21 protein-coding genes and 2 riboswitches are annotated in these 21,634 nt (G+C 57.4%); of the genes, 19 read left to right on the forward strand and 2 right to left on the reverse strand.

What is annotated here, in order from left to right; all coding sequences use genetic code 11:
* Window positions 1–70: 70 nt before the first annotated feature.
* Window positions 71–577: a DUF6147 family protein gene (locus C230_RS0105950; protein ID WP_018131124.1), complete on the forward strand. Its 507-nt coding sequence runs from the start codon at window positions 71–73 to the stop codon at window positions 575–577.
* Between the two features lie 71 nt (window positions 578–648).
* On the opposite strand, the gene C230_RS0105955 is transcribed toward C230_RS0105950, so the two are convergent.
* Both C230_RS0105955 and C230_RS0105960 read right to left on the reverse strand, forming a co-directional pair.
* Window positions 649–1,437: a DUF4367 domain-containing protein gene (locus C230_RS0105955; RefSeq protein ID WP_018131125.1), complete on the reverse strand. Its 789-nt coding sequence runs from the start codon at window positions 1,435–1,437 to the stop codon at window positions 649–651.
* Window positions 1,406–2,005, reverse strand: a complete 600-nt coding sequence (locus C230_RS0105960; RefSeq protein ID WP_018131126.1) for an RNA polymerase sigma factor — start codon at window positions 2,003–2,005, stop codon at window positions 1,406–1,408. Before C230_RS0105960 ends, C230_RS0105955 begins: the two co-directional genes overlap by 32 nt.
* An 83-nt stretch (window positions 2,006–2,088) precedes the next feature.
* Here C230_RS0105960 and C230_RS0105965 point away from each other — a divergent pair, with 83 nt between their 5' ends.
* The 18 genes from C230_RS0105965 (at window position 2,089) to C230_RS22410 (ending at window position 20,693) form a co-directional block, all read left to right on the forward strand.
* A complete protein-coding gene (locus C230_RS0105965) occupies window positions 2,089–2,379 on the forward strand; it encodes a hypothetical protein (RefSeq protein ID WP_018131127.1) in 291 nt (96 codons plus the stop codon).
* Entirely contained in the window at window positions 2,376–2,531 is a 156-nt protein-coding gene (locus tag C230_RS22405) for a hypothetical protein (protein ID WP_018131128.1), read from the forward strand. Before C230_RS0105965 ends, C230_RS22405 begins: the two co-directional genes overlap by 4 nt.
* A gap of 111 nt (window positions 2,532–2,642) precedes the next feature.
* Window positions 2,643–2,744, forward strand: a riboswitch (purine riboswitch).
* Between the two features lie 214 nt (window positions 2,745–2,958).
* Entirely contained in the window at window positions 2,959–3,447 is a 489-nt protein-coding gene (gene purE, locus C230_RS0105975; RefSeq protein ID WP_018131129.1) for a 5-(carboxyamino)imidazole ribonucleotide mutase, read from the forward strand.
* Entirely contained in the window at window positions 3,444–4,772 is a 1,329-nt protein-coding gene (purK, locus tag C230_RS0105980) for a 5-(carboxyamino)imidazole ribonucleotide synthase (protein ID WP_018131130.1), read from the forward strand. Before purE ends, purK begins: the two co-directional genes overlap by 4 nt.
* Window positions 4,773–4,808: 36 nt before the next feature.
* Window positions 4,809–6,170 (forward strand): adenylosuccinate lyase, encoded by a 1,362-nt coding sequence (gene purB / locus C230_RS0105985; RefSeq protein ID WP_018131131.1) that lies wholly within the window; start codon window positions 4,809–4,811, stop codon window positions 6,168–6,170.
* A gap of 20 nt (window positions 6,171–6,190) precedes the next feature.
* Window positions 6,191–6,910 (forward strand): phosphoribosylaminoimidazolesuccinocarboxamide synthase, encoded by a 720-nt coding sequence (gene purC, locus C230_RS0105990; RefSeq protein ID WP_018131132.1) that lies wholly within the window; start codon window positions 6,191–6,193, stop codon window positions 6,908–6,910.
* On the forward strand, window positions 6,907–7,155 hold the full coding sequence (gene purS, locus C230_RS0105995; RefSeq protein ID WP_018131133.1) for a phosphoribosylformylglycinamidine synthase subunit PurS: 249 nt from the start codon (window positions 6,907–6,909) through the stop codon (window positions 7,153–7,155). The genes purC and purS overlap by 4 nt, the downstream gene beginning before the upstream one ends.
* 4 nt (window positions 7,156–7,159) lie before the next feature.
* Entirely contained in the window at window positions 7,160–7,840 is a 681-nt protein-coding gene (gene purQ / locus C230_RS0106000; protein WP_018131134.1) for a phosphoribosylformylglycinamidine synthase subunit PurQ, read from the forward strand.
* Window positions 7,833–10,211, forward strand: a complete 2,379-nt coding sequence (gene purL, locus C230_RS0106005) for a phosphoribosylformylglycinamidine synthase subunit PurL (RefSeq protein ID WP_018131135.1) — start codon at window positions 7,833–7,835, stop codon at window positions 10,209–10,211. The genes purQ and purL overlap by 8 nt, the downstream gene beginning before the upstream one ends.
* The gene (gene purF / locus C230_RS0106010; RefSeq protein WP_018131136.1) at window positions 10,196–11,611 is read left to right on the forward strand and encodes an amidophosphoribosyltransferase; all 1,416 of its coding nucleotides are present in this window, start codon (window positions 10,196–10,198) and stop codon (window positions 11,609–11,611) included. Before purL ends, purF begins: the two co-directional genes overlap by 16 nt.
* A gap of 36 nt (window positions 11,612–11,647) precedes the next feature.
* Window positions 11,648–12,733, forward strand: coding sequence for a phosphoribosylformylglycinamidine cyclo-ligase (gene purM, locus C230_RS0106015; RefSeq protein ID WP_051074219.1), 1,086 nt, complete (start codon window positions 11,648–11,650; stop codon window positions 12,731–12,733).
* Window positions 12,730–13,458: a phosphoribosylglycinamide formyltransferase gene (gene purN / locus C230_RS0106020; RefSeq protein ID WP_018131138.1), complete on the forward strand. Its 729-nt coding sequence runs from the start codon at window positions 12,730–12,732 to the stop codon at window positions 13,456–13,458. Before purM ends, purN begins: the two co-directional genes overlap by 4 nt.
* Window positions 13,459–13,509: 51 nt before the next feature.
* Entirely contained in the window at window positions 13,510–15,117 is a 1,608-nt protein-coding gene (purH, locus tag C230_RS0106025) for a bifunctional phosphoribosylaminoimidazolecarboxamide formyltransferase/IMP cyclohydrolase (RefSeq protein ID WP_018131139.1), read from the forward strand.
* A gap of 437 nt (window positions 15,118–15,554) precedes the next feature.
* Window positions 15,555–16,826, forward strand: a complete 1,272-nt coding sequence (gene purD / locus C230_RS0106035; RefSeq protein ID WP_018131141.1) for a phosphoribosylamine--glycine ligase — start codon at window positions 15,555–15,557, stop codon at window positions 16,824–16,826.
* A 428-nt stretch (window positions 16,827–17,254) separates the two neighbouring features.
* Window positions 17,255–17,419, forward strand: a complete 165-nt coding sequence (locus C230_RS23860; RefSeq protein ID WP_083910475.1) for a C39 family peptidase — start codon at window positions 17,255–17,257, stop codon at window positions 17,417–17,419.
* Between the two features lie 83 nt (window positions 17,420–17,502).
* Window positions 17,503–18,288, forward strand: coding sequence for a hypothetical protein (locus C230_RS0106040; protein WP_018131142.1), 786 nt, complete (start codon window positions 17,503–17,505; stop codon window positions 18,286–18,288).
* Between the two features lie 160 nt (window positions 18,289–18,448).
* Window positions 18,449–18,563: riboswitch (TPP riboswitch) on the forward strand.
* A gap of 150 nt (window positions 18,564–18,713) precedes the next feature.
* Complete coding sequence (thiC, locus tag C230_RS0106045; protein ID WP_018131143.1) at window positions 18,714–20,495, forward strand: phosphomethylpyrimidine synthase ThiC; 1,782 nt, start codon at window positions 18,714–18,716, stop codon at window positions 20,493–20,495.
* Window positions 20,496–20,522: 27 nt separating this feature from the next.
* Window positions 20,523–20,693: a hypothetical protein gene (locus C230_RS22410; RefSeq protein ID WP_018131144.1), complete on the forward strand. Its 171-nt coding sequence runs from the start codon at window positions 20,523–20,525 to the stop codon at window positions 20,691–20,693.
* The last annotated feature ends 941 nt before the right edge of the window (window positions 20,694–21,634 follow it).

The following is a 21,634-nucleotide window of genomic DNA, read 5'->3' on the forward strand; positions in this document are numbered from 1 at the left end:
CGAACGTGGAAGCAGGAATGATTCGGATGTGCGCAGAAAGTAAATGAAAAATCCGCAAGGAGGGACATGCATGGCCAGGTGGAAACGGATGGTCATCTGGATGTTTGCGGTGGGATTGGCTGCGCTTCTGCTGCAACCGGCAAGCGGCTTGGCGGCCGGGAAAAAACCGCCCGCTCCGATGGAAGGCACGCCGGCCAGCCAGCCGCATTTCGGGTACGGCAGCCTGTCATTCGGTTCATTCACGATTCAATCCACTCAATATTTGCAGAGCGGGGAAACGTTTATCGGAGCTTCCGGCACCCGCGTGACGGTCAGCGGCAACACGCAAGCCTACACGGCGGTGGATACGATCGCGATCGACCTGTATCTGCAAAAGTGGGATGCCGCCCAAGGGAGATGGACGGATGTGGCGTATGTCGGCCAATTTAAGGACTATGCCTCTTCGTTCGTATACGGTGCAAAGGATCTGTATGTAACCGGTGGGTACTACTATCGAACCCGTGGTGTGCACTGGGTGAATGAGGCTGGGGTGATCGAGCAGGGGGGTAGCGTCTCGACCTATATTTATGTGCAGTAAACGTTTCATTGATGCAGGGTGAAACCGGGTGTAACAGGTGAAGCGGGGCGCCGCAAGGCGCCCGCCGTCTCTCAGAGAGATTCTGCGATCTGCAGAATCTCCTGTTTGGTGAGGTTGCCTTCGATTGAAAAGTAGGTATCCTGTGTCACCCAGATCAGCTCGGTCACCCCGTTTTTGTATGTCAGCAGAACTGCTTTCTGCCCGTGTACGGTGACATCTTCCACTTTCGTATCGTCCCGGTCGACAAACGCTCCGGCGCCAAATTGCGGCCCTGTCATTTTTTCGTTGATGTGGAACCGTCTCTGAGATCCTGCGTAGTTCAGGTAGATTTCCTGGCTTTTTTCCGTCCGTTTTTTCAGTACCGTCACGTCTTTCAGTGTGAATTCGGCAGGCACCTGCTGCGGTAGCCGGATCGGGAACCCGGCGGCTTGCCGCGCTTGTTCCAGGCTCATGTGCAGCGATTGAATTTCCGACCCTTCGATGATCCTGGCATTGGCAGCGGATGGATCGTCCGGCGGCGTATCCGCCTGTTTTGGTTGCGGATCCCCCGACCTGATAAACAACTGCACGACAGACCCTTCGATGCGGTGGAAAATGTCGGACAACCGGGCGAATGCGAACCCCTGCTGCGGCAGCCAGGCGGTTGCCGCGAATAGGGCCAGCAACACGGCGGCGGCGTAGACCGCTTTTTTTCGCCCGGGAAACATCGCCCCGGACATCCGGCCGGTTCCGTACAGACGGCTCCGCACCTGTTCCCACGCTTCCGATACCGGCACGGGGGGCGGCGTGTCGGCGCGGATTTCCTCCTGCACCAGTTCCTGCAGCAAACTATCGAGATTGGGCTTTCGTGAAGTGGCCATTCGAATCACCTTCCCTCTCATTCCACCGTTTTTCAACGGCCAGTTTCAATACCTGTCTGGCCCGGCGAAGCCGCGTTTTGACCGTGCTGACACTGACGTTCAACGCGTCGGCGATTGCTTGTTCTTTCCACTCATACCCGTATTTCAAAATCAGAACCTGTGTGTATTCCGGTTTCAGCTTTGCCAGTTCCTCCCGCAATATCTCTTTTATGATGTTCTGTTCAACGATCGTCTCCACCGGCAGCTGGAATTCGTGTTGTGAAGCCATCTCATTTATATAGACGTCATCTGCGACAAAATCGGTTCGTCTTTTTATTTTTCGCAGATGGTCGAGCGCCGTCCGGGTGGCGATGCTGATCAGCCAGGCTTCCATTTTGTTGCCGTCTTTCAGTTTGTGGATCTGGCTGAACGCTTTCAAGAATGTTTCCTGCACGATGTCCTGGGCGAGGTGCGGATCCCTGACCATCAAATAGGCGGTGTTGTACACCCGCTGGTAAAACATTTCGAATAGAATTCGCTCGGATTGTGTGTCTTTTTTGCGCAGTTTGGCAAGCAGGCTCTTGATCAAGTGTATCCCCTCACAGTCAACCTTCCGGTCCAATGGAACGCCCCGGCGCATTTTCTGTCCATAGCGCGGGATGAGTGTGCCTTTTGTATTCCACTTGCTGCAGCGAAATCCTGCCAGAATTCGGAAAAATGGGGGATTCCCGCCGTCACGGCAATATTTCTCTCATTATACCATGGATGGTTGGTCCGTTTTGGAAATTGTTTTCCTCTTCATTGTTTTTGGGGCGAGGTGGCAACCGTCGGTCTGATCAGCCTGGTGCGGACGCTGCCGATGCTGTGGAACTCTTTGGCCGTGACTTGGACGAGCCGAAAGCGATGCTGATGAAAATGATCGTGGAAGGCATTATGAACACCAACATGCTGTGGGATGTTTGATTGCCGGCAAATCGCTGATCGGGATTCTGATCGTCGGATTGGTGAGCATGAAAACGCCGCTGCCGGAGTTGAAACTGTTGGGGCAAACCGGCGCGCTGGTGCTGTTCCTGCTGCTGGCCGTTTGGGTCGGCTGGGTGGCAACCCGCGGGTAAACTGGCTGCGGTGAACAAGGTGCATTACGAACGATTTCCTTATGCGTGAAAACAATGTTCGTATTTTCATTGACACCGCTTCCTGCGATTGGTACACTGTGATTAGGGAAGCCGACAAACGAATAGGACTCTCGTATATCCTCGGGAATATGGCCCGAGAGTCTCTACCCGGTTACCGTAAATAACCGGACTACGAGTGAAAGCGGATCTAGGGTTCCGGTCGATGCCGCCAAAATGACGTCGCTCTGTCCATTTTGGCGGAATTGATGCTGGTCCGAGCGATTCGCATGCCGTGTTGCGGCATGACACCGAAGGGACAAAAGCCCAGGCGGGCAGGTTTCGCTCGCTCACGAGAGAAACTTGCTCGTGCCGGGTTTCTTTTTTTGTGACATGCAATAATAAGGGTGAGACGGATGGAGGTGCCAACATGCAAACACCGCTGGTGGGCGTGATCATGGGCAGCCAGTCGGACTGGGAAACGATGCGCGAGGCGTGCACGATCCTGGATGAATTGGCGGTTCCTTACGAGAAAAAAGTGGTCTCGGCGCATCGGACGCCGGATCTGATGTTTGAATATGCGGAGACAGCGGTGGAGCGCGGTTTGGAAGTGATCATTGCCGGTGCGGGAGGAGCGGCCCATCTGCCGGGCATGGTGGCGGCGAAGACGGTGCTGCCGGTGATCGGCGTCCCGGTAAAATCGGCCGCGCTGAACGGGCTGGATTCGCTGCTGTCCATCGTTCAGATGCCGGCGGGCGTGCCGGTGGCAACGGTGGCGATCGGCAAGGCGGGAGCTGCCAATGCGGGTTTGCTGGCGGCTCAGATTTTGGCTGCCACCCGACCGGAACTCCGGCAGCGGCTGGAAAGACGGCGGGCGGACATGCGGCAGCGGGTAATCGAAAGCGGGGATCTCACATGACCGATCGGACGATATGCGTTTCAGGCGAAGGACAGGCCGGGTGTTTACAACAAGAGCAGCGGCTTGGCGAGAAGGAGCGTCAGGCGGAGGATGAGTACACGGGGCGGAACAAGCGATCGGCTCAAGTTGATGGGCGGACGCCCCGGCAGATTCTCCCCGGTGCCACCATCGGCATCCTTGGCGGCGGTCAATTGGGCCGGATGATCGCCCTGAAAGCCCGCGAGATGGGCTATCGGATCGTCACCCTCGATCCGGCTGCCGACTCGCCGTGCGGGCAGGTGGCCGATGTGGCGTTCACCGGGCCGCTCGACGATTTGGCGATCGCCCGCGAGATGGCGCGCGTTTCTGATGTCCTCACCTATGAGTTTGAAAACGTGAGCGACGAGTTGGTGCAGGTATTGCAGCGGGAAGCATACCTGCCGCAAGGAGGAGAGATTCTCCGGACGACCCGCCACCGGATCCGGGAAAAAACGGCACTGCAGGCGATCGGTATCCCGGTGGCTCCCTGGCGGCCGGTCGGTTCGCGCGAGGAATTGCGGCAGGCGGTGGCGGAACTGGGGCTGCCGGCCGTATTGAAGACGGCGACCGGCGGCTATGACGGAAAAGGGCAGTACGTCCTGGGAGAGCTGTCCGACATCGAAAAAGCCTGGCAGACACTGGGCAGTGCAGGACGGGCGGACTGGTCGAAGGAAGAGACCGGAGTCGAGACCCAGTCAGCCGCAAGCGGGTCGGAGCTGGTGCTGGAGGGGTGGGTCGATTTTGCCAAGGAACTGTCGGTGATCGCCGCCCGCAACCCGAACGGCGAAGTCCGCACGTTTCCGACGGCGGAAAACATCCATCGTGAAAATATTTTGCATCAATCGATCGTGCCGGCGCGGATCCCTGCAGAAACCGATCGGGCGGCGCAGGAGCTGGCCAAACGGATCGCGGAAGAACTGGACGTGGTCGGCCTGATCGCCGTCGAGATGTTCTGGCAGGAAGGCAGCCTGCTGGTCAACGAACTGGCACCGCGTCCGCACAATTCGGGCCATTACACGATCGATGCCTGTGCGACCTCCCAGTTTGAGCAGCATGTGCGAGCGATCTGCAATCTGCCGCTGGGCGAAACGCGGCTGTTAACGCCGGTTGTCATGGTCAACATCCTCGGCGAACATGTGGAGCCGGTGCTGGCCAAGGCCAACCGGCTGGGCGACGGGATCAAGCTCCACCTGTATGGCAAAGCCGAGGCCAAGCGGAAGCGAAAAATGGGGCATCTCAACGTGCTGGGGCGAACGGTCGAAGAGGCACTGGCGAAGATCGAACAGCTCGGGATTTGGAACGGTTGATCCATCATACGCGAATGCAGGGAAAGGAAGTTGCAGATGGCGATAAAAGCAGTCTCCCCACTGGACGGCCGCTATCGGGAACAGTTGGCCGGCCTGGAAAACTACGTATCGGAATGGGCGCTGATCAAGCACCGCGTGCACGTGGAAGTCGAGTGGCTGGTCAAGATGTCGGAAACTGCGGAGATCCGGGATGTGCGCCCGTTTACGCAGCAGGAGACCGAGTTTCTGCGGCGGCTGGCGTCCGATTTTGATGAGGCGGCCGCGCTGGAAGTGAAGGAAATCGAGGCGACCACCAAGCATGACGTAAAAGCGGTGGAGTACTACATCAAGCGGCGGATCAGGCAAACGACGCTGGCGGACGTGGCGGAGTTCGTGCATTTTTGCTGCACGTCGGAAGACATCAACAACCTGGCTTACGGTTTGATGATACAGGGCGCCATCCGGCAGATCTGGCTGCCGCTGGCGGAAAAATTGGCGGAGGCAGTGGCCGACTTTGCCGATCAGACGAGAGACGTGCCGATGCTTGCGCATACGCATGGGCAGCCGGCCAGTCCGACCACGGTCGGGAAGGAACTGGCCGTTTTTGTCCGCAGATGGCAGCGGCAGTTGGCGCAGATTCGCAATCTGGAGTACCTCGGCAAGTTTAACGGCGCGGTCGGTAACTTCAACGCGCACGTCGCGGCCTATCCGGACGCTTCGTGGGAAGAGATTGCCCGCTCGTTTGTCGAGGGATTGGGATTGACCTATAACCCGCTGACGACACAGATCGAGTCGCACGATTATCTGGCGGAAGCGTTCATGGCGATCGCCCGCTTCAACAGCATCGCGATCGATTTTGACCGGGACATCTGGTCGTATATCTCGTTCGGCTACTTCAAACAGCAGGCGGTCGCGGGGGAGGTCGGCTCGTCGACGATGCCGCACAAGGTGAACCCGATCCATTTTGAAAACTCGGAAGCGAACCTCGGCATGAGCAACGCCGTGCTGGAACATCTGGCGCTGAAACTTCCCGTATCGCGTATGCAGCGCGATCTCACCGATTCCTCCGCCTTGCGCAACATCGGGGTCGGCATCGCCCATTCCTGCATCGCCATCCAGGGAGCGCTGCGCGGGCTGAAACAACTGTCGGTCAACGAACAGGCGCTGGCGAAGGATCTGGACGAAAATTGGGAAGTGATCGGCGAAGCGGTGCAGACCGTGATGCGCAAGAACGGGCATGAGAATCCTTACGAGAAACTGAAAGACCTGACCCGCGGCGTGAAAGTGGACGCCGACGTGATGCGCTCCTTTATCGAGGGATTGGAACTGCCGGCTGATGACAAAGCCCGCCTGCTGGCGATGACACCGGCCACGTACACCGGACTCGCAAGCAAGCTGCTGCGTCATATCGGCAAGTAATGCAGAGAGGGGGAACGGCGATGCCGGTGAAAGGCGAGCTGTTGTACGAAGGGAAAGCGAAAAAGGTGTACCTGACGGATCAAGCGGATCAGGTGATCGTTGCGTACAAGGACGATGCGACAGCGTTTAACGGCGAGAAGAGAGGGACAATCGCCGGCAAAGGGGAGATGAACAACCGGATCGCTTCGATTTTTTTCCGGATGCTGGAAGCGAAAGGGATTGCCACCCATTACATCGGCACCTTATCGGAACGGGAGATGCTCGTCAAAAAAGTGCGGATCCTGCCGCTCGAAGTGGTGGTCCGCAATATCGCCGCCGGCTCGCTCGCAAAGCGGATCGGCTGGGAAGAGGGGACGATCCTGCCGAAGACGGTGGTGGAATTTTATTACAAAAACGATGAGTTGGGAGACCCGCTGGTCAACCGGTCGCACATCGAGGTGCTGCAACTGGCTACACCGGAACAGGTGCAGCAGCTGGAGGAATTGGGACGGCAGATCAACGTCTATTTGAAAGGATTTCTGGCCGACAAAAATCTGCTTTTGGTCGATTTCAAGCTGGAATTCGGCATCGACGTGGACGGCAACCTGCTGTTGGCGGATGAGATTTCGCCTGACACCTGCCGGTTCTGGGATGCGGACACGAAGGAGCGGCTCGACAAAGACCGGTTCCGCCGCGATCTGGGAGCGGTCGAGGAAGCGTACGAGGAAATTTTGCGACGACTGGGAGGATATGAGCGATGATCCTGGCAAAAATTCATGTCACACTGAAGCCGTCCGTGCTCGATCCGCAAGGGTCGGCCGTCACCAAGTCGCTGCATGCGCTTGGCTATGACGAGGTGGAGGACGTGCGGATCGGCAAGTTCATGGAAGTGAAAGTAAACACGAACGACCGAAAGACGGCGGAAGAACGCATCACCGAAATGTGCGAAAAGCTGCTCGTCAACACGGTGATCGAGTCTTACACCTTCGAATTGACGGAGGTGTGAGCGCGTGAAATTTGCGGTGATTGTGTTTCCTGGCTCCAACTGTGACGTCGATGCGGTGAAAGCGGTGGAGGATGTGCTGGGCGAACCGGTGGAGATGGTGTGGCACCATGCGACCGACCTGTCCGGTTATGACTGCATTGTGCTGCCGGGCGGATTTTCCTACGGCGACTATCTGCGCTGCGGAGCGATCGCCCGCTTCTCGCCGGTGATGGAAGAAGTCAAGAAAGCGGCGGCCGACGGCCGGCTGGTGATCGGCATCTGCAACGGATTCCAGATTCTGACCGAATCCGGCTTGCTGCCGGGGGCGCTCAGGCGCAACAACCATCTGCAGTTCAACTGCGAGATCTCCCCGCTGGTGGTGGAGAACGCCGATACCCCTTTTACCCGGGACTACAAACAAGGGCAAGTGATCCGCATCCCGATCGCGCACGGCGAAGGCAACTATTACGTGGATGACGAGACGCTCAAGAAGTTGCAGGCGAACAACCAGATTGTGTTTCGCTATTCCGGCAAAAATCCGAACGGTTCGGTCGACAACATCGCCGGCATCTGCAACGAAGCGGGCAATGTGCTGGGTATGATGCCTCACCCGGAACGGGCGGTGCACGACTGGCTCGGCTCAAGCGACGGCCGTGCGCTCTTTACATCGATTTTGCGGAACTGGAGGGAAAAGCACGGTGCCTAATACAGCGAAGCAGGAAACGGTTCGGCAGGAACCGACCCCGCAGCAGATCGTCGACGAGAAAATCTATCGCACATTCGGACTGACGGATGACGAATATCAAAAAATCGTTCAGCTGCTGGGACGGCAGCCCAACTATGTGGAGACCGGTATCTTTTCCGTCATGTGGTCGGAACATTGTTCGTACAAAAGCTCGAAACCGGTGTTGAAGCGGTTTCCCACATCCGGTCCGCGGGTGCTGCAGGGTCCCGGCGAAAACGCCGGCATCGTCGACATCGGTGGCAACCACGCCGTCGTCTTCAAGATCGAATCGCACAACCATCCGTCCGCGATTGAACCGTATCAGGGGGCTGCCACCGGTGTCGGCGGCATTATTCGCGACGTGTTCACGATGGGCGCCCGGCCGATCGCGCTGCTCAACTCGCTGCGCTTCGGCCCGATCGAAAACAGTGCGCGCAACCGATATCTGTTCGGCCATGTGGTGGAAGGCATCGCCGGCTACGGAAACTGCATCGGCATTCCGACCGTTGCCGGGGAGGTTGTGTTCGACGAACGGTACACGCACAACCCGCTGGTCAACGCGATGTGCGTGGGGATTATCGACAAGGACAAGATTACGAAAGGCAAGGCGTCGGGCGTTGGCAATCCGGTGATGGTGGTCGGAGCCCGCACGGGCCGCGACGGGATCCACGGGGCGACGTTCGCGTCGGCGGAAGACCCGCATGCGAAAGAACGTTCCGCCGTGCAGGTCGGCGATCCGTTCATGGAAAAATTGCTGCTGGAAGCCTGCCTGGAACTGATTGCAACGGGAGCGGTCGTCGGCATCCAGGACATGGGCGCCGCCGGCATGACCTCTTCCTCGTCCGAGATGGCTTCCCGCGCGGGCTCCGGGATTGAACTGGATGTGGCGCTCGTCCCCCGCCGCGAGGAAGGAATGACGCCGTACGAGATCATGCTGTCCGAATCGCAGGAACGGATGCTGGTGGTGATGGAACGAGGAAAGGAGGCGGTCGCGCAAGCGATCTTCAAAAAATGGGGACTGGAAGCGACCGTCATCGGCCGCGTCACGGACGACGGCATGCTGCGGGTGAAGGAAGGCGCGCAGGTGGTGGCGGAAATACCCGTATCGGCGCTGGTCGATGACGCGCCCGTCTACAATCGTCCTGCGAAGCGGCCCGCCTATCTGGACGAGACGGAACCTTTCGATATAAACAGCCTGCCGGTTCCGAACGACCTGAACGAGACGCTGCACACGCTGCTCCGCCAGCCGACGATCGCCTCGAAAGAGTGGGTGTACCGGCAGTATGACTATATGGTACGGACGTCGACAGCCGTTCGTCCCGGATCGGATGCGGCAGTCGTGACGATTCGCGGCACGCGTAAAGCGCTGGCGATGAAAACGGACGGCAATGGCCGATACGTCTACCTCGATCCGGAAACGGGCGGCAAGCTGGCGATTGCGGAAGCGGCCCGCAATGTGGTCTGTACGGGGGCGGAGCCGCTGGCGGTGACCGACTGCCTGAACTATTCCAACCCGGAAAAGCCGGAGGTCTTCTATCAATTCGAAAAATCGGTCGATGGCATGGCGGAAGCGTGCCGCGTGCTGGAAACGCCGGTGATTTCCGGTAACGTATCGCTCTACAACGAAACGAATGGAATCGACATCTACCCGACCCCGATCATCGGCATGGTCGGTCTGGTACACGACGTTGACCATATCACCACCTCCGACTGGAAAGAGGAAGGCAATGTCCTCTATGTAACGGGAGTGACCAATCCGGATATCGGAGGATCGGAATATCTAAAGGCGGTGCACGGCCGGGTGGCAGGCAAACCGCCCGCAATCGACCTTGCATTGGAAAAATCGGTGCAGCGCTTCACGCTCGCCGCGATTCAACAGGGACTCGTCCGCTCGGCGCACGACTGCGCGGATGGCGGTTTGGCAGTGGCGCTGGCGGAATCGGCAATCGCCGGCGGTAAGGGAGCGGTGGTCGAACTGGCGATTGGCGATGCGGCGGCGACCACGGGATCCGACGCTGCTGGTTCGGTGACGCAGCCGGCGGGTGCAGGGAAAGCGGGCGAGGGAGCGGCCACCACAGTATCGACGCCACAGGCGGTCGGATTTGCGCCGGGGCTGCGGCCCGATTTTGCCCTGTTCGCAGAAAGTCCGTCCCGCATCATTCTGGAAGCATCGCCCGCGCAGGCGGAAACACTGGAACGGTTGGCCCGCGAGCACAATGTTCCGCTGACCCGCATCGGCCGCGTGGAAGGCGCAAAACTGGTGATCCGCGTCAATGGCGAAACGGTGGTTGACGAGCAGGTGGAACGGTTGGCAAGCACATGGAAAGGAGCCATCCCATGCATCATGCAATGATGTCTGACAAATGGCACGAAGAGTGCGGCGTGTTTGGGATCTTCGGGCATGACAAGGCGGCCGAGCTGACCTACTACGGTCTTTACGCCCTGCAGCACCGCGGGCAGGAGAGCGCCGGCATCGCCACGGTCGACGGCCGCAAAATGTATTCCCATAAGGGCATGGGGCTTGTGGCCGAGGTGTTTGACCAGGACGTGCTGCGATCGCTGAAAGGGCATGCGGCGATCGGACATGTGCGCTACTCGACGACCGGCGATTCCTCCGTTGCCAACGCGCAGCCGCTGACGTTCGGTTTCCAGCGGGGCAACATGGCGCTCGCGCACAACGGCAATCTGATCAACGCCCATCAGATCCATGGCCGGCTGGAGCGGCAGGGCAGCATTTTCCAAACCACCAGCGACACCGAGGTCGTCGCCCATCTGATCGCCAAGTCGGGGCTGCCGACGATCGAGGAGAGCATCAAGGAATCGCTGTCGGTCGTGAAAGGCGCGTACGCATTTTTGATTCTGACCGACGACAAGCTGCTCGCCATGCGCGATCCGCACGGACTGCGGCCGATGGCGCTGGGCCAGTTTGAGGGGGCGTATGTGGTCGCTTCTGAAACCTGCGCCTTCGATACGATCGGCGCGGAATACATCCGGGACATCGAACCGGGCGAGATGCTGGTCATCGACCGCGACGGCATGCGGTCCGAGCGATTCGCCAGCGTCGGCAAAACGGCCATGTGCACGTTCGAGTATATTTATTTCGCCCGTCCCGATTCGGACATTGACGGGTTCAACGTGCACTCCGTCCGTAAAAAATTGGGCAAACTGCTGGCGGAAGAACATCCGGTCGACGCAGACGTGGTGATCGGCGTTCCCGAGTCTTCGATTTCGGCCGCGATCGGCTATGCAGAAGCGACCGGGATTCCGTACGAGATCGGCTTGATCAAGAACAAGTACATCGGCCGGACGTTCATCCAACCCAGCCAGGAACTGCGCGAACGGGGCGTGAAGCTGAAGCTGTCAGCCGTCCGCGGGGTGGTGGACGGCAAGCGGGTCGTGCTGATCGATGATTCAATCGTGCGCGGCACGACTTCCAAGCGGATCGTCCAAATGCTGCGGGAAGCGGGAGCGAAAGAGGTTCACCTGCGCATCTCCTCGCCTCCGGTCACGCACGGCTGCTTCTACGGCATCGACACGTCCGCCCGGGAAGAGCTGATCGCGGCCAACAAATCGATCGAGGAGATCCGCGAATACATCGGTGCCGATTCATTGGCCTACCTGTCGGAAGCGAAGATGATGCAGGCGTTCGGCGTGGAGGACTTGTCCCAGCACAAATATTGCAACGCCTGTTTCACCGGGCGGTATCCGACCGAGATCTATGAAGGCCTGCAAAAACATGTGTTGGAAAGGTAGGGGGCGAACGTGTCGGGACACAACGATATTCGCGATTTGCAAACCAACCGCGCAGCCGGTTCGCAGCAAGCTGCCGGAGTCGATGCCTATGCCCGGGCAGGCGTGAACATCGATGCCGGGAATGAAACGGTCGACCGGATCAAGCCGCACGTGGCCCGCACCATGCGGCCGGAAGTGATCACCGCTCTGGGGGGATTTGGCGGTGGATTTCGACTGGACCTCGGCAAATACAAGGAACCGGTGCTTGTATCGGGAACCGACGGGGTTGGCACCAAGCTGAAAATCGCTTTTCAGATGGACAAGCATGACACGATCGGCATCGACGCGGTGGCGATGTGCGTCAACGACATTTTGGTGATGGGGGCCGAGCCCCTTTTCTTTCTGGATTATCTGGCAACCGGCAAACTGGTGCCGGAGACGGCGGAACAAATCGTCAAGGGAATCGCAGATGGCTGCGTCCTGGCGGGGTGCGCGCTGGTCGGCGGCGAGACGGCCGAGATGCCGGGCATGTACGCGGACGGGGAATATGACGTGGCCGGTTTTGCGGTCGGCATCGCCGACAAAAGCAAGCTGATCGACGGGACGCGGGTGACGCCGGGCGATGCGGTGATCGGCTTGGCTTCGAGCGGTTTGCACTCGAACGGATTTTCTCTGGTGCGCAAGGTGCTGCTGGAAGAGGCCGGATATTCGCTGGACGCGCAGCTTCCGGGACTGACCAGGACGCTTGGCGAAGAACTTCTGACTCCCACCCGCATTTATGTCAAAAATGGGCTTGCGCTCTGCGAACGGTTCGATGTGCGGGCGATGGCCCATATCACCGGCGGCGGCTTTCTGGAAAACATCCCGCGCGTACTGCCGGAGGGATGCGCTGCCGAGATTCGTCCGGGATCCTGGCCGGTGCTGCCGATTTTTGAGCTGCTGCAGCGGGAAGGCAACCTGTCCGCAAGCGATATGTACCGTACGTTCAATATGGGGATTGGCCTGGTGGCGGTGGTTCCGGAGACGCAGGCGGACGATTTTATCCGGGAGGCGATCAGCCTTGGGGAACGGGCGTACCGGATCGGAAGCATTGTGCCAGGCAACCGCCAGGTGCGAATCGACGGGGTTGGAGGAACGGCATGAGCGAGGAAATGCGGGGAACAGCAAGCGGGGATTCCTTTTCGGGAGCCGCGTCCGGTGAAGGGGGGCCGGTGACGGCTTTTGACGGGGGGCCAGGGATTGAAAACGCAACCGCCGGCAAGCGGATCGCCGTGTTTGCGTCCGGGACCGGGAGCAATCTGCAGGTTCTGCTGGATCGGGCTGCTGCAGGCGAGTTGGGTGGTGCCCGGATCGTCCTGGTCGTCTGCGACAAGCCGGGAGCGAAAGCGATCGAACGGGCGGAACAGGCCGGCGTTCCGGCACTGGTGCTGGTTCCGAAGGAATTTCCTGACAAAGCGGCTTATGAAACGCGAATTTTAGAGGAGTTGCGGGCGAAACGGGTGGATTTTATCGTGCTTGCCGGTTACATGCGGCTGGTCGGACCGACGCTGTTGGAACCGTACCGGGGGCGGATTCTCAATTTGCATCCCTCGCTATTGCCGGCGTTTCCGGGCAAGGATGCGATCGGCCAGGCTTTGCAGGCAGGGGTGTCATATACGGGGGTAACGGTTCATTTTGTCGATGAGGGGATGGACACGGGGCCTGTGATTGCACAGGAAAAAGTGGCGATTGAGTCAAACGAGACGAGAGACACCCTGACGGCGAAGATTCAGGCGGCGGAACACCGGCTGCTGCCGCAAGTGGTGCGTGATTTTGCGAACGGACGGATTCTGCTCCGCGGCAATGAGGTGGAGTATTGGATTGGATAGGCAAGAGACTAACCATAACGTTGCAGTTTGGGAACGGGGGAATCAAACAACATGAGACGAGCATTGATCAGCGTATCGGACAAGACCGGCATCGTCGATTTGGCCCGGGCGCTCGTTCGGCACAACGTGGAGATCGTATCGACCGGCGGTACTGCCAAACTGCTGGAGCAGGCGGGGATTCCGGTGACCGGGATTTCGGATGTGACCGGATTTCCGGAGATTATGGACGGCCGGGTGAAGACGCTGCATCCGAACATTCACGGCGGGCTGCTGGCAGTGCGGGACAATGAGGAACATATGCAGGCGATCGGGCGGCTGGGCATCCGGCCGATCGATCTGGTGGTCGTCAACCTGTATCCGTTCAAGCAGACGATTCTAAAGCCTGGCGTGACGCATGAGGAGGCGATCGAAAATATCGATATCGGCGGGCCATCGATGCTGCGGGCGGCGGCGAAAAACTACCGGGACGTGATCGTTCTTGTTGACGCGGCCGACTACGGTCTGGTGATCGAAAGCCTCGACGAAGGCAAACCACTGCCGGTGACTACGCGGCTGGCGCTGGCGGCGAAAGTGTTCCGCCACACTGCCGCTTACGACGCGCTGGTGGCCCAGTACATGACCCGCCAGGTGGGCGAGGAATTCCCGGAAACGATCACATTGACGTACGAGAAGGCGCAGGATCTTCGCTACGGGGAAAATCCGCACCAGCAAGCGGCGTTCTATCGGGAGCCGGCAGCCGGAGCCGACACGATCGCCGGCGCGAGACAACTGCACGGCAAGGAATTGTCCTACAACAATATCAACGATGCGAATGCGGCGATGGCGATTGTCAAGGAGTTCACGGAACCGGCGGTGGTTGCGGTAAAACATACCAATCCGTGCGGCGTCGGGACTGCCGATACGATTTTCGGCGCCTGGCAGAAAGCGTATGAGGCGGATCCCGTCTCGATTTTTGGCGGCATCATCGCGTTGAACCGAACGGTCGACGCTCCGACCGCGCAGGCGATGGCGGAACTGTTTTTGGAGATCATTATTGCGCCCGGTTTCGAGCCGGAAGCGTTCGAGATTTTGACGCAAAAGAAAAATCTCCGCTTACTGGAAGCCGCGATCGGACCGAAAGCGGATAATGCTTTGCGGATGCTGGAGACGGTCGAAGGTGCAACTGCGCAAGCGGGAGAGCAGTCCGCATCTCCGTTGGCCAATCAGCTCACCACACTGAAAGTGGCGGGCGGGTTACTGGTGCAAGAACTGGACCTGAAGACCGTTTCGCCGGACGACCTGCAGGTGGTCACTCGCCGGCAACCGACGGAAGAAGAATTGGGGCAGCTGTTGTTCGCCTGGAAAGTGGTCAAGCATGTGAAGTCAAACGCGATCGTTCTGGCGCGGGAGAACCGCACGATCGGCATCGGAGCGGGGCAGATGAACCGGGTCGGAGCAGCGCGGATCGCGATCGAACAGGCTGGCGAGCTGGCGAACGGAGCGGTGCTCGCGTCGGATGCATTTTTCCCGCTGCCCGATACGGTGGAAGAGGCGGCGAAAGCGGGGGTTACCGCGATCATCCAGCCGGGCGGCTCGATCAAGGATGCCGCGTCGATCGAAGCGGCCGACCGCCACGGAATCGCGATGGTATTCACCGGCATCCGCCATTTCAAGCATTGATCGTGTGCGAACTTTCCATGCGGGGCGGAGTACGGCACACAAAAAGGATACGTGTGTGCGAAGGTATCTTTCGTATGGTGAACCTTCGACGCTTGTTTGGGAAAATTTACGCGTCGAAACGGGTGTCGAATTTTCGCATTCGACAAGGAGCGGGAAAATCGGTTACGATCTGACAGGCAACCGCCCGGCAAGCTGGGTGGCATCGGCAATCGTTGGTGCGGGACAGGTCAGACCGATTGTTCCGGACAAATGGCTGCACCGTGCGACATCGTTTGACATGAGAATTCCTGCGGCCGTTGCGGTAAGTGGAGGCGAAGCGGCAAATATCCGGTCAGACCTTATCGGGCTGTAGGCGCGTACGGAATAACAGGTCCGGCGCGCCTGCAGGCAAAGGTCAGACCCTGTCTGTCGAACAAACGGGAAGGAGGGCGATTGATTTGAAGGTGCTTGTGATTGGCGGCGGCGGCCGCGAACATGCGCTCGTCTGGAAATTGGCCCAGAGTCCGCGCGTGCGGAAGGTGTACTGCGCACCCGGCAATGCCGGAATTGCCCAACTGGCGGAGTGTGTGCCGATTGCCGCCGATGCGGTCGAGCAGTTGGCCGATTTTGCGGAACGGGAAGCGATCGATCTGACGGTGGTGGGGCCGGAGGCGGCGCTGCTGGCGGGCGTGGTCGATGCGTTTGAAGCGCGCGGGCTGCGCATTTTCGGCCCGCGGCGGGAAGCGGCTCTACTGGAAGGAAGCAAGTCGTTTGCAAAAGATCTGATGCTGACGCACGGAATTCCGACCGCCAAGTATCAAGTGTTTACGGAAGCGGAACCCGCTTTGCAGTACGTTCGCGAACAGGGGGCGCCGATCGTCGTCAAAGCGGACGGGCTGGCGGCAGGTAAGGGCGTGATCGTGGCGAAAACGGTGGCGGAAGCGGAAGAGGCCGTGCGGTCGATTTTGCAGGCGAAGACGTTCGGGGAAGCGGGCAGCCGCGTGGTGATCGAACAGTTTCTGGCGGGCGAGGAAGCCACCGTCCTCGCGTTTGTGGACGGCAAAAACGTCAAGCTGATGGTGCCGTCCCAGGATCATAAGCAGGTATTTGACGGCGACCAGGGACCGAATACAGGCGGGATGGGCACGTATGCTCCGGTGCCTCGCGTGACGGACGAATTGCTGCAGGGAATCGAGGCGACGATCGTCCGACCGGTGGCGGAAGCGATGGTGGCGCGGGGCACGCCGTACAAAGGGGTGCTGTACGCCGGGCTGATGCTGACCGCGGAAGGCCCGAAGGTGATCGAGTTTAACGCGCGGTTTGGCGATCCGGAGGCGCAGGTGGTACTGCCTTTGCTGGAAAACGATCTGGTCGACGTGATCGATGCGGTGATCGACGGACGCCTACAGGACATCCGGCTCGCCTGGAAAAATGGGGCGGCCGTCTGCGTGATTCTAGCGGCGCAAGGCTATCCGGGAGCCTACCGGAAAGGGGACCCGATCGAGGGGCTTGACCGGCTGCCGGAGCAGGTTGTCGTGTTTCATGCGGGAACCGATTTTGTGGAAGGCCGATATGTCACCAACGGCGGCCGGGTACTCGGCGTGACCGGGTTCGGCGCCGACCTGAAAGCGGCGAAAGAAGCGGCGTACCGCGGGGTGCAGGCGATTCATTTTGCCGGCATGCACTACCGGAAGGACATTTCGGACAAGGCGTTTCGAGGAGAAAAATAGAGAGCCGCTGAACCGCTTGAGTTCTAACAGAGAACGGTCACAGCAATCACGGTAAATAGAATACACATCCGTCAAGGCCGGTGACTTTGTCACCGTTACACGGGTGATCCATCGAGGGTTTGCGTGATGACGCAACCCTTTTTTTCGTCTTGGGCGGGGGCTTTCCTGCCGAGAGATTGTCATAAACGACTTCGAGTGAGTTAAAGGGGAAAACGGATTTATAGAAATAGAGTTGAAATTCTGACTACCTGGTATTATATTGAAATTGTAGTCGAGTTTGCCTACAAAAATCTATTTCGAAAGGGGGAAGATTATTTGGGAGCCAATGCCACACAAACCGATATTGTCGTATACGTTAAGGGGTCTGCTGTAAACGAACCAGGTACTGTCTATGACATGCAAAAAGGTTTGTCAAAGTATAAAATCAGATAAACAATGGGGAACCAATAATCGCACTTATTACATGGAAGGGGGGGAGTGGTACTGGTCACGTATTTGTAATTCGTGGCTATTATCAGGACACGTCGGTACCGAAGTCTGATGTGTATTATATTGATCCTTTGGATGCATCGTACAACATTAAGGCATTATAACGACTTTGTTGATAACGCTCAGTGGACCTGGGTGAACACCCTTTACTACATTTACGTATATGTAGTAAAGAAGGGAAACCATTATGAAATATAACTTTGCACGTCTTGTGATTTTGATGTTCATCGCATGTATGCTTTTGGTTCAAAATCAATCCGCTCTTGCTGACAATGATCCAATAACTCAGTACGCAAATAAAGGTGTAAAATCAATGATTGAAGCTGATTTTTTGAACTATCAAAAACCTTTGGATGCTGCGAAGGATAACTTTGGGGTAAACGCTGATGATTCGTTTGCGAATGCTCAACTGGGAGACGGAATACCGTATTTTGTTGTTTCGAACAAAATCGAAGCGAACGGTAACAGTTTTACATTTGGCGGATATATTTTTCCGATTCGAGTAAATGGTAAGCCTGCCGGTATCGTGTTTGCCACTGAAGAAAACGGAAAATGGAGCATTTTCAACATCAAAAATAATACTAGCTTCGAACAAGACCTCCAAGACGCAAAGAAACTGCTAAAAGATACAGACAGCGCAAAACTCTTATACGATCAACGATTTGGTCTGTATATCTTTGCTGTCCAACACGTGACAGGTGAAAGTAGTATTGTTCCGATGAGGGATCATGAATTTTTAAAACTGAAAAAACATAGCTTCGTACCGATGGCGGATTTCGAAGCGAAACTTGATAAATTGAAAAAAGAAAAGGCATCGGAGAGCAAAAATGGAGCGGTGCAAGCAGGTGGTGCGGTCTTGAACTCAGACTCAAGCAATGCGGGAAGCAAATACTATCTTCCGATTGGCGGAGGGTTAGTTGCTCTTGGCACGTTCGGTTATGTCATGGTAAGAAAACGCAAGCAAGCCAACTAATTTATCTGTGGACAAGGAACTCAAACTCCCTCTACATGGTGACATTTTCACAGACGAGTTACAGGGTGACAATATCACTGACGAACAACACAGTGTCGCGGTTTCCCCTTGCCAAACGGGACTGCATCCGGTATGCTAAAGTTGTAAAAATTCAATACGATGTTGCTACTAGGGGTGCCCATGAGCCTGGGCTGAGAGAGGGACGCGATGAAGTTCCTTAACCCTCAGGACCTGATCTGGATAATACCAGCGTAGGAAAGTAGTTGGCTACATACATCTGCGGTTCGGGCATCATGCACAGCCGACTTCAGTCGACGGCCGGGTCCTCATCAGGTAGGATCCGGTTTTTTGCTGCAGCCGATGCGCCAACCGGTCGGGTCCTGGAATCCACGTCATTTTGTTTGGGAAAAAAAGGAGGTCTCACCATGTCGCAAACAATGGAAGGGCAACAAAACATCGCTTTGCTAACGTCGTTTCCGGGCAGCAAAAAAGTGTACGTGCAAGGTTCCAGACCTGATTTGCGCGTGCCGATGCGCGAGATCGAGCTGCATCCGACATCGACACCAACCGGTGAAGTACCGAATGAACCGGTCCGCGTGTACGATACGAGCGGTCCCTATACAGATCCGGCCTATAGGGTGGATATCCGGCAAGGGCTGCCACCGATCCGCCGCAACTGGATCCTGGAACGGGGCGATGTAGAAGAGTATGAGGGACGCGAAGTGAAGCCGGAGGACGACGGCTATCGGGCGGGTGACCCGCGGGCCAACCGGCAGGTGTTTCCGGGGGTGAACCGGCGGCCGTTGCGGGCAAAACCGGGACAAAATGTGACGCAGCTGCACTATGCCCGCAAAGGGATCATTACGCCGGAGATGGAATTCATCGCGATTCGCGAAGGCGTCTCCCCTGAATTCGTGCGCGACGAGGTGGCGCGCGGCCGGGCGATCATCCCGGCGAACATCAATCATCCGGAAAGCGAACCGATGATTATCGGCCGCAACTTCCACGTGAAAGTGAATGCGAACATTGGCAATTCGGCGGTCGCCTCCTCGATTGAGGAAGAAGTGGAGAAAATGACATGGGCGATTCGCTGGGGAGCCGACACGATCATGGATCTGTCCACCGGCAAGAACATTCACACGACCCGTGAATGGATCATTCGCAACTCGCCGGTGCCGGTCGGAACGGTGCCGATCTATCAGGCGCTGGAAAAAGTGGGGGGAGTCGTCGAAGACCTCAGCTGGGAGGTCTTCCGCGATACATTGATCGAACAGGCGGAACAAGGCGTCGATTACTTCACGATCCATGCGGGTGTGCTGCTGCGCTACATCCCGTTGACGGCAAAGCGGGTGACCGGTATCGTCTCCCGCGGCGGCTCGATTATGGCGGCCTGGTGTCTGGCGCATCACAAGGAGAATTTTCTGTACACCCACTTCGAAGAGATTTGTGAGATCATGAAAGCGTACGATGTCTGCTTCTCGTTGGGGGACGGCCTGCGGCCGGGCTCGATCGCCGATGCGAACGACGAAGCCCAGTTTGCGGAACTGCGGACGCTGGGCGAGCTGACCCGGATCGCCTGGAAGCACGACGTGCAGGTGATGATCGAAGGTCCGGGGCACGTACCGATGCACAAAATCAAAGAAAACGTCGACTTGCAGATGGAAATCTGCCAGGAGGCACCGTTCTATACGTTGGGGCCGCTGACGACCGACATCGCGCCCGGCTACGACCATATTACTTCAGCCATCGGCGCAGCGATGATCGGCTGGTTCGGCACCGCCATGTTGTGTTATGTGACTCCGAAGGAACACCTTGGCCTGCCGAATAAAAACGATGTCCGGGAAGGTGTGATTGCCTACAAGATCGCGGCGCATGCGGCCGACCTGGCGAAAGGCCACCCGAATGCGCAAAAACGGGACGATGCGCTGTCCAAAGCACGCTTTGAATTCCGTTGGCGCGACCAGTTCAATTTGTCGCTCGATCCGGAACGGGCGATGGAGTACCATGACGAAACGCTGCCGGCGGAAGCGGCCAAAACGGCCCACTTCTGCTCGATGTGCGGGCCGAAGTTCTGCAGCATGCGGATTACGCAGGATATTCGCGAATATGCGGAAGCGAAAGGGCTCGCCCTGGAAACGGCGATCGACATGGGATTGGAAGAGAAAGCGAAGGAATTCCGTGAAGCGGGCAACCAGATTTACCGCTAACAGCTGTCGGTTCGGGAGGGCGCATCGATGAACCGGGTGCAGCAGATCGAGCGGGAAATCGCGGAGCTTTCCAACCGGATCTATCAATTGAAAATCGAGTTGGAAAAGATCCGCAAGACGTGTGCGCATGAATTTTTGGAAGACCGGTACACGCAAACCTGTATCAAGTGCAACCTTGCCCAGTCACTGTATTATTGATGCCGGCCAAAACAATAAGAGAGCCACTTGCTTTTCAGGCAGTGGCTCAATTTTTTCGACGTTCTGCGGACATCGAAACACCAGGGCGAAAGACATGACTGGGAGTGGACGTGCCCGGTGTGTGGCAAAATTCATTGATCGGGTCGTCAACGTCGCGCAAAACATTCTGCGCGAAGGTTTGCGCCTTCGTGATCTGTCCGCCTAAGCGGACTCAGCCGCGGGGTCAACGGGGATCGCTTGAGACGCAAGTCAGAACTCTCAGATACGGGAGTACTCCCAGGCATCACACGCCTGGAGGCGTGCGGAGTGTCAACGTGTAACCTTTTCGGCCTGTTTGAGTCATGCACTGAGTCTTGCCCACGTTATTGAAGATGGAGTCAGTGCAGTCATGAGACAGGGTATCCAATCAATTGGACCCACTTGACACAGACAAGGTCATTTGAAATTGAAATGGGGGAACTGACAATGAAGGCTAAGCTGGTTATCGGCGGGCTTGCTGCATTAGCCTTGGCTGTGGGCAGTTATCAGCATTTTCTATCCTTATTTGCCGTAAAAGAACCGTCTTTAGCGGCTTTTTAAGTGGCGTGCCCAGCCAAAGCACGCGTTATCTAGCCGGTGAAAGTCCGGTCGGGGGAAGTGCGGTTTGATGAGGAGGGGGTGGATAACCACCCCCTCACTCTAGCTGTAGACTCTCGGAATTAAAATTTCCTTACAGGCTCTAGTCTCTTGACTAGGGCCATTTATTGTTTCACCCCCAAAACAGGAGTGCGAACAAATTTTCCTCTTGACTTTTTCAAATCACCCCAACAATCGCGATGGAGGCATCTAATTGCCTACTACTAGACGGTTTGGGTGATGTTCATGATTCCCGTTGCTCGTTCTCATGAAGCCTACCTGCAGTTCGTTGTTGAACAACTTGATGTAGAGTACAACAATCCCGC

This window comes from Effusibacillus pohliae DSM 22757 (assembly GCF_000376225.1).
GTDB lineage: Bacteria > Bacillota > Bacilli > Tumebacillales > Effusibacillaceae > Effusibacillus > Effusibacillus pohliae.

Bases quoted from the DNA above. Each gene is read 5' to 3' on its own strand.
- C230_RS0105950 (WP_018131124.1), top strand. From the start codon at position 71: ATGGCCAGGTGGAAACGGATGGTCATCTGGATGTTTGCGGTGGGATTG.
- C230_RS0105955 (WP_018131125.1), bottom strand. From the start codon at position 1,437: ATGGCCACTTCACGAAAGCCCAATCTCGATAGTTTGCTGCAGGAACTG.
- purE (WP_018131129.1), top strand. From the start codon at position 2,959: ATGCAAACACCGCTGGTGGGCGTGATCATGGGCAGCCAGTCGGACTGG.
- purK (WP_018131130.1), top strand. From the start codon at position 3,444: ATGACCGATCGGACGATATGCGTTTCAGGCGAAGGACAGGCCGGGTGT.
- purB (WP_018131131.1), top strand. From the start codon at position 4,809: ATGGCGATAAAAGCAGTCTCCCCACTGGACGGCCGCTATCGGGAACAG.
- purC (WP_018131132.1), top strand. From the start codon at position 6,191: ATGCCGGTGAAAGGCGAGCTGTTGTACGAAGGGAAAGCGAAAAAGGTG.
- purS (WP_018131133.1), top strand. From the start codon at position 6,907: ATGATCCTGGCAAAAATTCATGTCACACTGAAGCCGTCCGTGCTCGAT.
- purF (WP_018131136.1), top strand. From the start codon at position 10,196: ATGCATCATGCAATGATGTCTGACAAATGGCACGAAGAGTGCGGCGTG.
- purN (WP_018131138.1), top strand. From the start codon at position 12,730: ATGAGCGAGGAAATGCGGGGAACAGCAAGCGGGGATTCCTTTTCGGGA.
- purH (WP_018131139.1), top strand. From the start codon at position 13,510: ATGAGACGAGCATTGATCAGCGTATCGGACAAGACCGGCATCGTCGAT.
- C230_RS0106040 (WP_018131142.1), top strand. From the start codon at position 17,503: ATGAAATATAACTTTGCACGTCTTGTGATTTTGATGTTCATCGCATGT.
- thiC (WP_018131143.1), top strand. From the start codon at position 18,714: ATGTCGCAAACAATGGAAGGGCAACAAAACATCGCTTTGCTAACGTCG.
- C230_RS22410 (WP_018131144.1), top strand. From the start codon at position 20,523: ATGAACCGGGTGCAGCAGATCGAGCGGGAAATCGCGGAGCTTTCCAAC.